Raw genomic sequence first — 15,546 nt, 5'->3', positions numbered from 1 at the left:
TTATTTACATTATATGTCAGACAGCCGGATTTTTATTTCGCGTTGCGCTTATTCTGAACGTCTTTTATCATCTCTTTCACATCTTGCCCCACTTGTACGAAGTTTTTATATAGGATGCGCTCCCGTTCCTCTCTCGACTTGAAAGTGTAGAACTTCGGCAGCGGCACATACGCCGCTTCTTCTTTCTTGATTTCTGCCATATCAAAATCTGTTTTGCAGAAGAACTTTGTAGTCTTGAACTCTTCCGATTCTTGAATATTCATTGAACCGCCCATACCTGTTTTCGTCTTCACAAAGTCCCGTGCCGTCTGACCGCATATCCATCCGGTTGCCATATCCGAGATTTTCGAGGCAGGCACAAGGTTATCCATATTCTCATTGAGATTGATACTTGTTTTGTCCCGGTCAATAGTCACGCCTTTTTTGACTTGGACCACCTTGCCGAAGATGTCGTTGGACAACCATTCCAGCGTTTCTTTGGCACGTGCCGAGCCGCTTACCACATTACCTACCGTCGTAATGATCTTTTGCATACCTACCTTACCATAATCGGCTTCCAGTTGCGGTAGTTCCTGAAAGCCGAGCGTTACACTCACCTTATTGCTTCGCGCCGTACCTATCAGACGGTCTATTTTGTGAAAGTAAAGTGTCGGTAACTCGTCCACTATAATACTCACAGGAATATTTTTCCCCTGCCCGGTATTCACACGGGTAACGAGACGGTTTAGGATAAGAGCGTTCAATGCACCGATGATGGATTCCATTTCCGGGTCATTTGCAATCAGCAGGTAACTCGGATTCTTCGGGTCACTCACCTTCAGGTCGAAGTCATCGCCATCCCGGTGGAATATCCAGTAGCTCTCTTTGGTTGCCAGACGCGAGGTATAAACACGTAACGTGCCAATCATACCCTCCAATTGTTCCATTGCCTTATTTTTGAAAGCTGTCTGGAATGGGCCAAGCAGCGGAGCAACCTCATTGTCAGTTTCCAGTACCTCGAAAATCGTCTGATAACTTTCATTCAAGAATGACAGAATATGTGGCATGTCCGAATACTTTCCCAGCCAGTAGGCCGGTTCCACGATATTGCCGCCTTCACGGTCACGCACGATACCTGTCGGTTTCCAGAATTTGGTCTGCGGATCTTGCTGTCTTTCCGCATATAGAGGCTTGCCGTTGGCATCGTAGGGTTCACGTTCATAATTCACGAAGAAGTAGATACAAGCGGCAAGGAAGTTTACCGCCGAGGTTTGGAAGAACTGGTCGCTTCCGCCGCCTCCCTCTTTCTTACCCTTTTGTAGGCTTTCCAATAATGTTTCCGCCGTTTCGCTGGCCGCCGCAAGATTGTTGATGTACTTTGCCTGAATTGGATTCACCCGACGGCTGTACTCCACATCCACAAAATTAATCATGTTGAACTTGCACCCTTGGGGTACTCTGCCCAGTTTCTCGTTCTTCTTGTAATGGTAGTAGAGCTTGGTCGCCAATGTAGGAAACTTGTAGTCATACACCACCATGGCGAAACCTTTGGCCGAATGCTGTCGGATAAACGGCTCTATGATACTGAAAGTCTTACCCGATCCCGGTGTTCCAACTACCCATGTTCCTCGAAAGCAGTTGCTTACAGAAATCCACCCCTTACGGAATTTACCCTTATAGTAGTATCGCATGGGGATATTTACGCTGTATTCATTCTCGACTTTTTCTTCACATTGTTCAAAACTTTCATTCTCGAAGTTGAAACGGTCTTTCATCAATCCCTCCTTGATGAACTTTGAAATGTTGTCTAATGCGATATGTACCAGTACTACGCCAGCAATGGAGGCAATCATATAGAGAATGATATTCAGAGGTAAGGTATAAAGCCTTGTTTCCATCGTATGGCCGAACAGCCATACGGAGAGTACGAGCAGCAATAACCCACTCGTCAATGGATACACCACCTGCCGGCGTGCGTTGAACTCCAGATGCTTCTTGTTCCGCGTTCCGACACAAGTGATGCAGATAAGCAGTACCGTTGCGATTTTGCTGTACACAAGATTGCCGTCGTGGTAAATCATCCATTGTTTGATGCGTCCGTGAATGTCGGTCAGTATGCCGCCCCAGTGGTCGAGCATTGCAGGGTCAATGGCATATTCAAAGAACTCCAGCAGCACGGACACATATACCACTGTGCGGAATATTTTATAGAACCCTTGCAATTCCTTACTTTCTTCCATAAGTCAGTCTGTTATTAGTCCTTGTTTTCTACGATACCAATGATTACCTACTCTGATTACATCCATACCGAACCATGCACCATTCTCGTTCAGTTTTGTTTTTATCTTATCAAGTGTTACCGGACCGATACCCCAGATTTCCATGAGATATTGCTCGTTAAGATGAATCAGGTCTCCGATATATAATATTCCATGAGATTCAAGATGGCTTTTGATGGATGGGGTAATACCCAAACTGAATACCGGTTCCGAGAGATAGTGTACTTCTTCTGCCTGAATGTTATTCAGGGCTATTTCAAGCCCCACTTTGATTCTTTTGAGAGAATCAAGGCGTTCTTGCATCTTTTGGATGACAAGCTCGTCTTGCTGTATCTCATTGCGTAATTGGGTTGCTCTCTTTACAAGTTCGGCATTACTTCTTTTCAACTCTCCGTTAATATCCGCCATTGACAGATTACTTGTTTCAAGCTCGTTTCGTGTGCGGTCTAATTGCGTGACAAGTTCCTCCAGTCTGTCGGCATGACGCTTCAAGATTGAATTTTTTTCATTATCGGCAGTCATTTCGTCCAAAAGGTAGCCGAACCTTTTAATTTGAAAATTAATATCTTCTTTATCCGATGCTATGGAATCTGCGAGTTTTGCCAGTATTTGTCGGCATGAATTACCTTTCATGGACTTATACATGAGGACAATTCCCAATATCATCAATGCTATGCTGAAAAATATATCCGTATCTTTCATATCTTTCTATCTTTTATTCGTTTATGGTAATTATGGGGCGTACTCTGTGCGCCTGTACTTTAGGTGTTTCCTGCATTGCACCGCTCCCCATGGAATAGAGCCATGCCTTGGCTGTCTGTTGCTTTTCGACTTCTGTGGATGTCCAGTACCAACAGTCGTTTTCATCCAGTGGTAACGGCTCACCGCCACATTGTTCGATGACAGGGTTGATTATCTTTCGCATGGTGTAGAGCAGCCGCATCTCTGCCACGGACGGTACATAGGCACTCTGCCCGTACCGCCATAGGTCGAAAACCGCTTCTGCCATTGGCGAAGCGGTTTCTTGTGTATCATACAGTGCGAATGTATTCTCATTGCCATCATAAGCCATGATGTCAGCCGATGTGCCTTGTGCGATGCCGAGGCTGTCGGCGAATGCCTGTGGAGCAATGTCCCACAGGTAAACTGCATACCCGTCCCCCTCCGTATCTCCGCGTTTTTCGGTATCGAAGACCACCGCTATCGCTTTTTTCCCCGATTGTTCATATTGTGCGTAAGGCAAGGCTGTTCCATCCTCGCAGAGGATATGTCCTGGACGAACTGCTGTATCGGGTACGTCTATATGCGTGTCACAGGCAGCGCAAAGCACGGCAGCCGTTGCCGCTGCCACCAAATGTATCTTTCGTATCATATTGCTTTCTTTTTTGTTTCCCTATTTTATAGGTAGTTTCACACCCAGCACGACACCTGCTCGCAGCACGTCCGCACCTTTTATCATCACATCGCTTTTCACTTGCCAATACAGTGTCCATCCGGCCCGTAGCACATAGTTGTGTTCGTAACCGAAGTGCAGGCCACCGAGGAACTTATTCATGTCGCTTCCGGCTGAAGCTCCGATACGCAGACTGCCATAGTGGTTGCGTCCCCGCGTCATGCACGGCTTGTAGGCCACGCCAAAACCGTAGCTGCGGTAGTTTCGCCAAAATGATTCCGGGCAGATATGCCCGCACGAAGCGCACTCTGCCCATTGTAGATAGCCGTTGACGAAGAACTCCCACATATGGCGATAGTTCATTTCGTGTTCGTAGGCGAGCGTTATATCCATGCCGTTCTTGTAGAGTAGCCCTGTGCCAAGCGAGAGGCGTCCGCTACCTTGTTGTGCATTTGCACTTGCAGCGATACACACGCAGGTAATTATCACGATGATTGTCTTTTTCATAGTCATTCCTCCTCCAATAAATCTGCATGGAACGAATCTGCCGCCAGTATATCCTCATAGTCGATGTTCAGACTGATGTTACGGCCACTAATCTGTTTCTCCGTCATTTCGATGGTCAGTAGCTTGTCATTGGGAAAGGTCATCTTTTTCACGACAATCACATTCCGATAGCCGTGTCTGAATGTCTTGCCCGATTCCAGAACCAGGGCTGGTGTCAGTTCGATAGTCTGTGCGTTGGTTGCCTTGGCGAGTTTCTTGTCTGTCAGCTTTATCCGTATCTCATCAATGTCAAAACGGATGTTCGTCTTGTTCTCGATGGAAAAGTCTATGAAGAAGTAGTCACCCACCGAGTAGATATTGTTCAGACGCATCACCATGCGGTGTGCTTTGGTAGCTACGTTGCGGATTTTTGCAGGTGAGTTCCAGATGCGCCGTGCATGATGTGTCATGTCGGCAGTGGACATTGAGACTGCCGGATTGTTGTACGCATTACGCTCTTGTAGCAATATCTCCTTATCCGTTACTGCCTCTTTCATCCTTGTGGTATAAATCAGTGCGTATTGTGTGCGGTATCGTTCCGTCACAATGGTGACGATGGCGAGTATTTCACCATCCTCGTGTCCGCTTTCCTTGGGCTTTAGGCGAATGATGTTGTCAATGGGCTGATCGCCCGCCACCTTGTCAGTGGAAATATCCACGAAACGCACCGGTTCCGATGCCGTGATGACAGTTGTTATCTGTTCGTTCACCGTCAGTTGTTCCATTTCTTCGTAGGTAGTTTGTGCGTTAGCTTTCGGTAAAATGGAAATACCTGATAGAAGCATAATGCCAAATAAATTCCTTTTCATTGAAATACAGAGTTATAATTGAAAATTCATGATTGCTTTATTCTCTTGCGAATTGATATTTGCCTTATCTGGGATGTCATCCTGCATACAACTTGGAGATTTGTCCGTAACATCTATCTGTTCGAATATGATTTGTTTCGGAAGTATTTTATGGCAGAAATAGCTGCTGTTGAACGGTACGTTTTTCCCTTTTCCGAACTGAATACGTTTATCGAACATGAGTAATTCCAGATCAGTATTCTGGAAAAGTCGGCAGGGTGCTACGTTGTTCAGCCAATAGTTGGACATCAGCAAGGCGAATGGTTTTCCGAGTTTCAGACAGCGTTCAAAGACTTCCACCTTCCGGCTGAAAGGAGGATTGGATACGAGTATATCCCATTGGGACGGTTCATAGTTGAAAAAATCCTGTCCGTTATAGATATGGGAATACACGACATGGAAACCGGCATCCTTGAATTTCTGCACAAACTCACTGTGCTTCGTATCGAAAGGACACCAGACTATCTTGCCTTCAGGTATATATTTGATAATGGGTAATACACCATATCCCGGTGTATATTTTTCATCTGTCGGATTCCCGTATAATTTTTTTAAGTAGTTTGAAGATTTCATAGGCACATGATTAAAAATATTTATATTGATTTCTTTTCCCTATTTCGCTTCATTTCTTTATCTGCCTGGCACGCGCCCAAGTACAACGTCCCGTCCGGGTCATTTGGATTTCACATTGCCAAAGAGTGCCCTTCTCCACTGTTCTGAAATTAACATTCCCGTATCTTGGTCCGTAAAAACCGGTATGTTTTTGAAAAGCGAATAAGGCAATCCTCCGTCTGTCTTCTGTTCGGAAGTTGCATATTAGGGCAAACTGCCCTCTGTGATGCCACCATTCGGTACTCACAAGTTTTCCGATAAATGTTTCGGCTTTATTTGGGGCTATATAGTCCGCATAATAAAGCCCATCCGTACCTTTGTGATATTCTGATAAATCTGTTTCCATGTCATCATCGTTTTAATTCCTTTTTTCCTGTCCGTTCACTAAATACACGAAAGTTCCGTATTTCAACTTGACTTTGTTTTTCTTGATAGCTTTGCTAATGGCATTGCTTGTTTTCTGGTAGGCATTGTTCACCGCCTGCATCCCCCATTGTGCAAGGCTGTTTCCTGTTGTACTTCCCATACTCATGTTCATATTGCCCGACATTGCCCCGCTTGCTACATCCTTGCTCGTTTCCCGGAATTGGCTGTTGGGCACATACAGCCCCTCCATGCCATCTGTATCATAGAGTGAAAGACTCACTTTCACCAATTCGTCATTCACGAGGATGCTACTGATATTACCTTTCACGCGCCCGGATGAGAATCCGCTTACCGTAGCGTACAGGTACGTTCCTCTTGCTATCACACACTCGCCAATCTCCACATCGTCAAGCAGGCGCAACCTCACGCGCGAGCCGTCCACCGCTTTGATGTTCTCGTCAATGATGGCTTGGATGAGTTTCGGTTCACGGACATTCTTCGACAGTGTGTTAAAGTAGTCCGAGGTTGTCTTCACCTTGCGTACCACCTCGCTGGGCGGTTCGTCCGCTGATGGCGTTTTCACAGCCCGGCTCTCTTCGTTGATGGTTCCGGAGGCTGCTGCTCCTTGTGGTGGAGCAATGTTGGCCGTGTCCGTTTCTGCCGGGGGTACAGTCGCGTTTTGCCCTCTCAGTCTCGCCTCTGCGAGTGCTTTTTCCAGTTCGGCAAGTGCTTCCTGTTCTCGTGTCTTGGCAGAGGCAATTTCCGCTGCCGCAGCTTTTTCCTGTTGTTCTTCCGTGAGCAGGTCGATGTCGTCCTGCGTGTATTTCGATTCATACTCTTCCTTGTTTTTATCGGGTTCTTCCCGGTCTATGTTATCTACAGCGGAGTAGTCTTGTATCTTACCCCATGATTTTGCCATATTCTCGTATTTGCTGCCTATGCCATCGTCCTTGATCTGTGCCCCCGGCAATTCGGGGTTCAGGAACTCCGTCGTCTGCAACGCCTTGTCTTGTATTTCTATCGTTTCTGTCTGAAACAGGTCGAAGATGAAATAAGACGTGCCGAGCAGGGGGAAATAAAGGATGGCGGGAAGCATATATTTCGGCTGGCGAAAATTGATTTTCTCCAATATCTTCATTATACATCTTTTAATTGAGTTGTACATATTTGCCTTCAATGGCACAATTTCTCAGTATCTCTGCGTTGTCTTCTCCGAAAGCTAATAGGATGCTACCGCGACTGGGAGAGTCACCTCGTGCTCCGTCTGGTCGGTAGAATCGGATGCGGTGGCGTAGGAATTTCATTCCCGTCGCTTTTGGGAAGATGACGTCCTGAAACATTTTGGAATCGCAACGGTTGAATAATAATGCAATGCCGTTGCCATGTTCTGCCAATTTCCGGACGAATAGCTCGATAAGAGGACGCGAATAGGGAGGATTGAGCCACACACGCCCTTCCCATATCTGGGACAACCCATCTATGTTCTGGTCATACATGACCTCGGCAGTCGGCCACAACGGACGGATGGGAGCGCAAGGGTCAAGGTCGAATTTGCCCAATGCGTCCAGTATCTCCTTTGGCGTGTACCATTCGTCTGACGAACGGACTGATTTTTCAAGCCGTGTATTCATAAGTATTCTTTTATTGTGGTTTGTCCCCTCTGTTTTTATGTTCCCTTATTTCGACTTCCTGCAACAGCTTGTGCCGTTCCCGAAGCACAGAATCCTGCATTTCCGTCGCCGTGCAACTTGCCGGACTGTGTCTGTACACAGTTACCAAGCGGTAGGCGTTCCATACGAAAGCTCCGATGACGAATGTAAAGACGATGACCAGAAACAGCGTCCGGTGTGCGTTGGCAAAGCCCTGCACCTTGGCCGCCGCTTGGTCGATGCGTGTCGCCTTGGCGAATTTATGCCCGGCCTGCACCTCTCGCTCGTAGCGTTCCTTGTACTGCGGGTCATCTTTGTCCGGCATCTTCTCGCCGAACAACATCCGTTTGAATCCTTTGATATTCATATCTTTGGTGATTTAATAGTTACTCTTTGTTTTTTGCTCGATATCTTTGTTCAGCAATGTGCGCCAGTTTACTATGAGCAGTCCATGCGGATTGTTGTCCGTTCTCGGCACACGTTTAAGTTGCCCTGCCGTAACCAGTTCGCGCATCAGGATATTACTCCGGCGCTCGATTCGCTGCCGACCATAGTAGGTGAACTCCATATTCTTTTTGTCAAAGGAGATACTGTCACAGAATATCGAGAACACCGCGCTCGTACCCAATATATTGGAGTAAAATCCCTTTTCCTTGAGGGTATTGTACTGTGCCAGTCCCGTCTCATCGACCAGGTACATCGCTTTTTCCATCGTATAGCGGATGTATTTGTCGTCCGGTGCGAGAGTAAAAAAGTAATGGTGAAACATTTCTACGTGGCTCTTGGCCTCCACGTCCAGTGTTTCGTCCATCGTCGTGCGGGTTACGAGTATAGGTACATTTCCGTCCAGCACATACACCTTTTTCTGCGCGTCCGTCACCATTGTCCGGGCAGTCCAGATACTTGATACGCTGATGATGATACACCCTGCAAGAAAAGCAGTGCAGATGATGCCCACCAGTCGGATTTTATTCTCCAAATGTTTGATGACCATATACCTTTATTTTTTCTTGTTAGACAATCGTGTGTATTCGTCATGTAACATTGTCATGACTGTATCATGCAACTCCGTCAGAAATTTTTCGAACTTCCCGTCAAAAAGCTGTGTGTAATCTTCCCGCATGATTACATGCACGAATATCCACCAGACACGGCGGTTTCGATTCTTGGCATTTTTCTGCAATTTGACCAGTTGCAGACGATAGGTAAGGTAAGTCATCATAGGGACAATATATCGGTTGTCCCATGTAATGGCTTCGTCCAGTTCTTCATATTCCGGATCAATTCGGTGGTTAGGTGCATAAACGAGTTCTTCGCTTATGCGTTCATTTGCATAGTGCACGAAACGCTCGTTCCTGCACCATTTCTCAATTTTCTGTTGTACATTCATCTTTTGGATATTTAATATTAGGTTTATCATTATCTCATCATCGAGCCGATACCGCCCGTAGCCGTCATTTTGGCCTGCTGCGCCACACCTTCTCCAAAGTTCCGTGTAGAGAAGGCCGTGTCGCCTTCAGGTATCATCCATGCTGCCAAGTCCGGCACGAGGTTTAGGCATTTCAGTGCCACGATACTTGCCGCCATCAAGTAGCCGGCGGAGAAGAAGCTGTTTTGCAAGTAGGCCGCCATTGTCTGTTCGCTTGCTGTGATTGCCGTCAGGTTTTCTACCTGTATGCACAGTACAATGTCGAATAACAGTAGCACATAGAAGCCGACGAAGTAGAGGATATTATGGCGTAAAACAAAGTCGTAACAAATCAAAGAAAATACACGTTATTCCATTGATACACAGAAACTTCTTTGATTTGATTTCTTTTATTTCCTTGACTGTTAAAAATCTATTTTTGGTGCATTTTTGTTGCATGTTTGTTACGCGAAACAAAATAATCTTTATAACTTTGACCTCAGAGAAACCCGAATGGGGGCATAAAATAGAAACAAATAAAAGCATATAACAGCATGGGAAGACAAAAGAAAGTATCAAAACCGAAAGAGCCTGTTCGCATTCGTCAGCGCAAGTTGAAGAATGGAAATATCAGCCTCTATCTCGACATTTATTCAGATGGTGTCAGAAAATACGAATCGCTGTCGCTCTACCTCGTTCCAGAGAAAGACCCGATTTCAAAAGACCAGAACAGACACGCTATGCAAGTGGCAAACAAGGTGAAGTCAGAAAGAATATTGGGGTTGCAGAACCGTGGCATCAAACAATGGGAGAAAATCAAGCAGGAGAATATGCCACTGCTGACTTGGCTCTGCAAATATGAGCAGTCAGACGGCAACTTTGCCAAATCCACATTGAAAGGCAGAAAGGAGATGCGCCACAAGATAGAACAGTACCTTGCCACGACTGGCGACATCAATATCTGTTTGTCAGAAATAGATGTTGATTTCTGCCGTGGCTTCGTGAAGTTTTTGAAAACGGCACATCATGGAGTGAAGAAAGACGCTACAGCTGTTATCAGTCAAGGTTGCGCACATCATCATCAAGCGGTATTCAATGGAGCGTTGAACAAGGCAGTGCGTGAGGGTATCATAGCAAGCAATCCAATGAAACTGTTGGATGCTAAGGAGAAGCATCAGCCAGCCGAAAGCGTAAGAGAATATCTGACCATTGACGAGTTGAAAGCCATTATGAAAGCGGACTGCGCCAACATGGAAGTAAAAAAGGCATTTATCTTCTCTTGCTTTGCAGGATTGCGCTTGGGTGATGTACGTGCGCTCACATGGAACAAGGTGTTTCTCGCATCTGACGGAAAGACAAAGTTTGTCCGCACGATCATGGAGAAGACAAACAAACTCGTCAATGTTCCATTATCAAAAGAGGCTCTGAACTGCCTTAATGAAAAGGAAGACCCGAACGAGCCGATATTCACTTTGCCAGGCACTCCAACGGTATGTCACGACATTCGTAAATGGATGCAAAATGCTGATATTAAAAAGCACATCTCGTTTCACTGCTCACGGCACACCTTCGCCACGATGATGCTGACACTTGGAGTTGACATCTATACAACAAGCAAATTATTGGGGCATAGCAATGTCTCTACAACACAGATATACAGTAAGATAGTGGACGAGAAAAAAGTGGAGGCGGTCAACAAGGTTGATAATCTATTTGATTAGCACTAATAAAAAAGGTAACTGAAAATGAGTATAGAGATAAGAACAAGAGTGTTAAAAAATGGCAGTCAGTCGCTATACCTTGACTGCTATGAGAATGGTAAAAGGGAATATGAGTCACTGCATTTGTACCTTGTTCCAGAGGTAAACGAAGACGCAAAGCGAGAGAACAAGAACGCCATGAAAAAGGCGGTCGCTATAAAGGCAGAAAGACTCCTTGGTATTCGTAAGGAGGCAAAGTCTCCAGATGAAACGGCATTGAGAAAGTCATCGCCTGTTTTCTATGAATGGCTGCTTGATTATCACAAGGGATTGGTTGACAGCCAAGCGTATTCTCAGAACTACATCAAGAATGTATGGAAGCTGATAGCCATCATGCACCAATATATGAAATACAGTCATAAAAGTGGCATACGATTGATAGACTTCAATAAAAACGTATATGTGGGCTTCTTGAACTATATGAGGGACATCTATGTTTCGCCAAAGTCTCCAAGCTACCCTCAGAAGTTGGCACAGTCCACCATGCACCAAATGCAGACCACACTCAACACCATATTGAACAAGGCGGTCAGGAACGGTCTGATAAGTGCAAATCCTTTTGCTTCATTGGATATAAGGGAAAGGGTCAGCAAGGCAGAGAGTAATATCGTTGCATTGACAAAAGAAGAGGTCATGTCATTGGCTTCCGTTAAAACAGGCAGCCCTGCAACCAAACAATGTTATATGTTCTGTTGCTTTACAGGTTTAAGACATAGCGATATATCCAACTTAAAATGGAAGGATATTCGCCAAACTGATGCGGGATTGGCAATCTATCTGCCTCGTATGCAGAAAACCAAGCACCCCATTCTGATACCATTAGGCAAAAAGGCATTGGAATGGTTGCCCGACAAGGAAGATAAAAGTGAAGATAGCCTTGTGTTCAACACACCGCAAATCTGCAACTGTGATAGAGCCTTGAAGCACATGGCTAAACGAGCAGGCATTACAAAGGTTCTCGGATTTCACACAAGTCGGCACACTTTTGGAACGTTGGCTATCCTCGCAGGATGTGACATCTTGACTGTGAGCAAACTATTGGGTCATAAAAGTGTTAAGACAACACAGATATATGCTTCCGTAGCCATGCAGATGAAAGCGGATGCCGTCAAGCGAGTGGAAAAAGTATTTGGAAATTAGGGAAGAAAAGAAAGGGAGTAAGGAGGATAAAATCTCTTTATTCCCTTATTTCGTTCTGATTTTACTACAAAAACACTCGCATAATCACTAAATATAGCATAAAACGAGCGGTTTAATGAAATAAAAGTACTACATTTGCGTTATTATAGGAAATAAAGGTTTGAAAAATGAAGCTGAACAGAATAAAACTGGTTCTGGTTGAGAAAGAAGTCTCCCAAACCGAATTGGCAAAGAAACTCGGAAAAAGTTTCAGCACCATAAATGCCTATTGCAGTAACCGCAAGCAGCCATCATTGGAATTGCTAAACGAGATAGCCGATATTCTCTCTGTCAGTATGAAAGACCTCATAGTGGATAAATAAAATCGTATGACTATGGCAAAAGATGCAAAATCAGCGTTCTGCGAGGACAGCAGGGTGAAGTTCCCCACACTCATGCACCTAATGGGTATGGGGTTCAAGTATGTTTCCTTGAAAGGACTGAAAACAAAATATGTGGAGGCTCCTAAAACGGAGTTTGACCCACTAACAAATATTTTGACGGATTATTTTATAGATGCTTACTGCACCCTCAATCCTAAGGCGGAGAAAAAGGATGCAGAGGATATGCTTGTCAAAATACAAAAGTCATTGCAGAATGACGATTTGGGCAGACAGTTCTACAATGAAATACTGTTGAATACAGGAGAAAGGATTATAGATTTGTCTTCTCCTGCCAATTTCTATAGGAATAACACATTCCAAGTTACCACAGAAATGACTTGTGGCAGTAAGGATAGCGACAACTACCGCCCCGACATAACGATTTTTGTAAATGGTTTGCCATTGGCTTTCATAGAGGTAAAGAAAGAGAATAACCATAAAGGCATACAAGCGGAAACAGACCGCATGAAACAACGTTTTGTCAATCCACAATACCGTCGCTTCTTGAATATCACACAGATAATGGTATTCAGTAACGATATGGAATATGACAATAATGAGGTTACGCCAACTATCGGTGCTTTCTATGCCACTATCGGAAAGAAGAATACAAAATACAACTGTTTCCGTGAGGAGGGACAGGACAGTTTCCCTACCGCACGGCATATTCACCAAGTAACGCCCGAAGAGGAAGAAGTCCTTTTGCGTGACAACAATGTGCCGCAATATAAGAACAGCAGTGAATACAAGACTAACTGTCTGGCAAATACTCCGACCAAGCGTATTTGTGACAGTCTGTTTTCTTTCAATCGTTTCCATTTTCTTTTGAAATATGGCATCGCATACGTTGACTATCCTAACGGGCTGCAAAAGCACATCATGCGCTATCCACAGTTGTTCGCCACAAAAGCTATAGAACGGCATTTGGAGGCTGGCAAAAACAAAGGTATCATTTGGCACACGCAAGGTAGCGGAAAGACTGCCTTATCATTCTATAATGTGAAATACCTGACAGATTATTATTCAGCAAAAGGGATTGTTCCGCAGTTCTTCTTTATCGTTGACCGCTTGGACTTGATGATACAAGCCCAAAGGGAGTTTTCGTATCGTGGTCTGAAAGTCAATTCCGTGCAGGATAAGGGGGCTTTTGCAAGTATAATAAGCAGCGGTTTGACCACTCAGAACAGAGAGGGTAAGCCTGAGATAACCGTAGTAAACATACAAAAGTTCTCCAACGATTCAAAGGCTTTGGCAAAAAATGCCTACAATGTACCTGTGCAGCGCATCTATTTCATAGACGAGGCACACCGCAATTACAGTCCAGACGGCAGTTTCCTTAAAAATCTCATATCCAGTGATACGAATGCCGTCAAGATAGCCCTAACAGGCACACCAATCATCAGCAAGGAGTATAACACTAAAGATATTTTCGGTGATTACATACACACCTATTTCTATAATGCGTCCATTGCTGATGGTTATACACGCCGACTGATACGTGAGGATATAGGCTCAAACTATAAAATCAAGTTGAAAGAGGCTTTGAACAGCATCCGTGTAAAGGTACACAGCGTAAAGGAAAGCGATGTGTATGCCCACCATGTGTATGTGCAACCGCTTCTTGATTATATCATAGAAGACTTGCGCACATTCCGCCAAAAGAACGAAGACAACACGTTGGGCGGTATGGTTGTGTGCAACAGCAAGGAACAGGCACAACTCATGTACCGACTATTTCTTGAAAAGTATGCCGATGAAAGCGAACTTGACAACGAAACGGACGAGGACGGTTCAATCGTGTACAAAAGTATCAGTGCTGGCGAAATGGAAGTCAAGAAAAAGCCCTGCAAGAAAGGTTGCTATCGTGCAGCACTTATCACATACGACAGTTTCGACAAGGAAACTCGTGCCAAGTGGATAGAACTGTTCAAGGATGGCAAAATTGACTTGCTTATTGTGTTTCAGATGCTCCAGACAGGCTTTGATGCTCCACGTTTGAAGAAATTGTATCTGCACCGTATGGTCAAGGAGCATAACTTGCTCCAGACATTGACACGTGTAAACCGCCCATACAAGGACATGAAGTATGGCTATGTGGTGGACTTCGCCAACATTGAGGAGGAATACAGCAAGACAAACAAGGAATATCAAGAAGAACTTGAACATGAGGTTGGCAAAGACAATATACAGAACACCGATCGCTTGTTGGTGTCAATGGATGAAGCCAAGAAAAGGGTTGATGAAGCCAAGAAAGTGCTTGACAACTATGAACTGGGCAATCCCGAAATCTTCTCTCGCCAACTCAATTTGGAAGATGACAGAAATGTTGTCCGCACAGTCCTCAACTCTCTTGAAGATATGCGGAGTTTGCAGAACATGCTTACTTCGCAAGGTTCTAACGCTGACGAGGTTGTGGAAATCAGCGACATTCACAACTTGATAAAGGCAGCGAAGAACCGTCTTGACCTGTTGGGCTTCATAGACAATTCCGACGAGAACGCCAATGCAAAGCAACTGCTCAATATGGCATTGGAGAACATTGAGTTTTCTTTTGAAAAGCGTGGCGAAGGTGAGTTGGAGATACAGGAACAATACAAGCAGAGCGTGGAACACGCCAGACAGCAACTGAAAGCGTGTGTTGATACCGATGACCCAGAATATCGCTCTATCTTGGAAGAGTTCCTGCGCCTGTTCCGTAAAAAGGAAATGGAGTCACAGGAGGAGTTTAATATGCACAAAAAGGTACAGAACGTGAATGACATTCTGCGTCGCATCAAGAAACTGAATGAACGTGACGCTTTGGAAGCCATCAAGTACAATGGTGATACCAAGTTTGTGCGCGTGGAGAAACGCCTGAAAGAGAAAGACAAGGAAGAAACCGAACGCAAGGTTACGCCACGCAACTACGCATGGACGGAGGAAAAGGAGAAAATGACCATCATTCTGCTTGCCATCAAGGAAGATGTGGACGATGTGTATTTCCATAACCAATCCATCTTGGAAGTTCCAGAGTATTTCAAGAAGAACATCCTTACTTACGTCACACGCCATTTCAAGGAAGAAGCGGTAAAGACCGACCGTGAGGTGCGCAAGTATGTGAGTGAGATAATAAACAGAGAATATCAAATAGCAAGATAACAAACG

The 15,546-nt window shown here is 44.9% G+C and carries 16 protein-coding genes and 1 pseudogene; 4 read left to right on the top strand and 13 right to left on the bottom strand.

Features of this window, described 5'->3' with window-relative positions; all coding sequences use genetic code 11:
- Positions 1–32: 32 nt before the first annotated feature.
- The 13 genes and pseudogenes from NBH01_RS20290 to NBH01_RS20230 all read right to left on the bottom strand — a co-directional run.
- Positions 33–2,219, bottom strand: a complete 2,187-nt coding sequence (locus NBH01_RS20290; RefSeq protein WP_004310166.1) for a type IV secretory system conjugative DNA transfer family protein — start codon at positions 2,217–2,219, stop codon at positions 33–35.
- Positions 2,220–2,222: 3 nt separating this feature from the next.
- Positions 2,223–2,960: a DNA-directed RNA polymerase subunit alpha C-terminal domain-containing protein gene (locus tag NBH01_RS20285; RefSeq protein ID WP_004310167.1), complete on the bottom strand. Its 738-nt coding sequence runs from the start codon at positions 2,958–2,960 to the stop codon at positions 2,223–2,225.
- Positions 2,961–2,973: 13 nt separating this feature from the next.
- Complete coding sequence (locus tag NBH01_RS20280) at positions 2,974–3,630, bottom strand: Lcl C-terminal domain-containing protein (protein WP_008768662.1); 657 nt, start codon at positions 3,628–3,630, stop codon at positions 2,974–2,976.
- 21 nt (positions 3,631–3,651) lie between these two features.
- The gene (locus NBH01_RS20275) at positions 3,652–4,164 is read right to left on the bottom strand and encodes a hypothetical protein (protein WP_007218151.1); all 513 of its coding nucleotides are present in this window, start codon (positions 4,162–4,164) and stop codon (positions 3,652–3,654) included.
- The gene (gene traN, locus NBH01_RS20270; protein WP_007218152.1) at positions 4,161–5,006 is read right to left on the bottom strand and encodes a conjugative transposon protein TraN; all 846 of its coding nucleotides are present in this window, start codon (positions 5,004–5,006) and stop codon (positions 4,161–4,163) included. The genes NBH01_RS20275 and traN overlap by 4 nt, the downstream gene beginning before the upstream one ends.
- Before the next feature lie 12 nt (positions 5,007–5,018).
- On the bottom strand, positions 5,019–5,618 hold the full coding sequence (locus tag NBH01_RS20265; RefSeq protein WP_009017606.1) for a hypothetical protein: 600 nt from the start codon (positions 5,616–5,618) through the stop codon (positions 5,019–5,021).
- Positions 5,619–5,667: 49 nt separating this feature from the next.
- Positions 5,668–6,003 (bottom strand): hypothetical protein, encoded by a 336-nt coding sequence (locus NBH01_RS20260; RefSeq protein WP_009017607.1) that lies wholly within the window; start codon positions 6,001–6,003, stop codon positions 5,668–5,670.
- A gap of 12 nt (positions 6,004–6,015) precedes the next feature.
- On the bottom strand, positions 6,016–7,161 hold the full coding sequence (gene traM / locus NBH01_RS20255; protein WP_004310172.1) for a conjugative transposon protein TraM: 1,146 nt from the start codon (positions 7,159–7,161) through the stop codon (positions 6,016–6,018).
- A gap of 10 nt (positions 7,162–7,171) precedes the next feature.
- The gene (locus NBH01_RS20250) at positions 7,172–7,654 is read right to left on the bottom strand and encodes a DNA N-6-adenine-methyltransferase (protein ID WP_009017608.1); all 483 of its coding nucleotides are present in this window, start codon (positions 7,652–7,654) and stop codon (positions 7,172–7,174) included.
- Between the two features lie 10 nt (positions 7,655–7,664).
- Positions 7,665–8,039: a hypothetical protein gene (locus tag NBH01_RS20245; RefSeq protein WP_008768664.1), complete on the bottom strand. Its 375-nt coding sequence runs from the start codon at positions 8,037–8,039 to the stop codon at positions 7,665–7,667.
- 12 nt (positions 8,040–8,051) lie between these two features.
- Positions 8,052–8,666 carry a conjugative transposon protein TraK gene (gene traK, locus NBH01_RS20240; RefSeq protein ID WP_004310175.1) on the bottom strand — a complete coding sequence of 205 codons (615 nt, stop codon included), beginning with the start codon at positions 8,664–8,666 and terminating at the stop codon, positions 8,052–8,054.
- A 6-nt stretch (positions 8,667–8,672) separates the two neighbouring features.
- The gene (locus tag NBH01_RS20235; RefSeq protein WP_004310176.1) at positions 8,673–9,062 is read right to left on the bottom strand and encodes a hypothetical protein; all 390 of its coding nucleotides are present in this window, start codon (positions 9,060–9,062) and stop codon (positions 8,673–8,675) included.
- Between the two features lie 29 nt (positions 9,063–9,091).
- Positions 9,092–9,403 (bottom strand): annotated as a pseudogene (locus NBH01_RS20230) (hypothetical protein); the annotation flags it as partial.
- A gap of 231 nt (positions 9,404–9,634) precedes the next feature.
- Here NBH01_RS20230 and NBH01_RS20225 point away from each other — a divergent pair.
- From NBH01_RS20225 to NBH01_RS20210, 4 genes are all read left to right on the top strand, one after another.
- A complete protein-coding gene (locus NBH01_RS20225) occupies positions 9,635–10,801 on the top strand; it encodes a site-specific integrase (RefSeq protein WP_250700250.1) in 1,167 nt (388 codons plus the stop codon).
- Between the two features lie 24 nt (positions 10,802–10,825).
- Positions 10,826–11,980, top strand: a complete 1,155-nt coding sequence (locus NBH01_RS20220) for a site-specific integrase (RefSeq protein WP_250700249.1) — start codon at positions 10,826–10,828, stop codon at positions 11,978–11,980.
- Positions 11,981–12,147: 167 nt separating this feature from the next.
- On the top strand, positions 12,148–12,342 hold the full coding sequence (locus NBH01_RS20215; RefSeq protein WP_149923781.1) for a helix-turn-helix transcriptional regulator: 195 nt from the start codon (positions 12,148–12,150) through the stop codon (positions 12,340–12,342).
- Positions 12,343–12,354: 12 nt separating this feature from the next.
- Complete coding sequence (locus tag NBH01_RS20210; RefSeq protein WP_250700248.1) at positions 12,355–15,540, top strand: DEAD/DEAH box helicase family protein; 3,186 nt, start codon at positions 12,355–12,357, stop codon at positions 15,538–15,540.
- Positions 15,541–15,546: the final 6 nt, after the last annotated feature.

Source organism: Bacteroides sp. B1-V-101, assembly GCF_023656585.1.
GTDB lineage: Bacteria > Bacteroidota > Bacteroidia > Bacteroidales > Bacteroidaceae > Bacteroides > Bacteroides thetaiotaomicron.
This window is presented reverse-complemented; position numbering and strand designations above follow the sequence as displayed.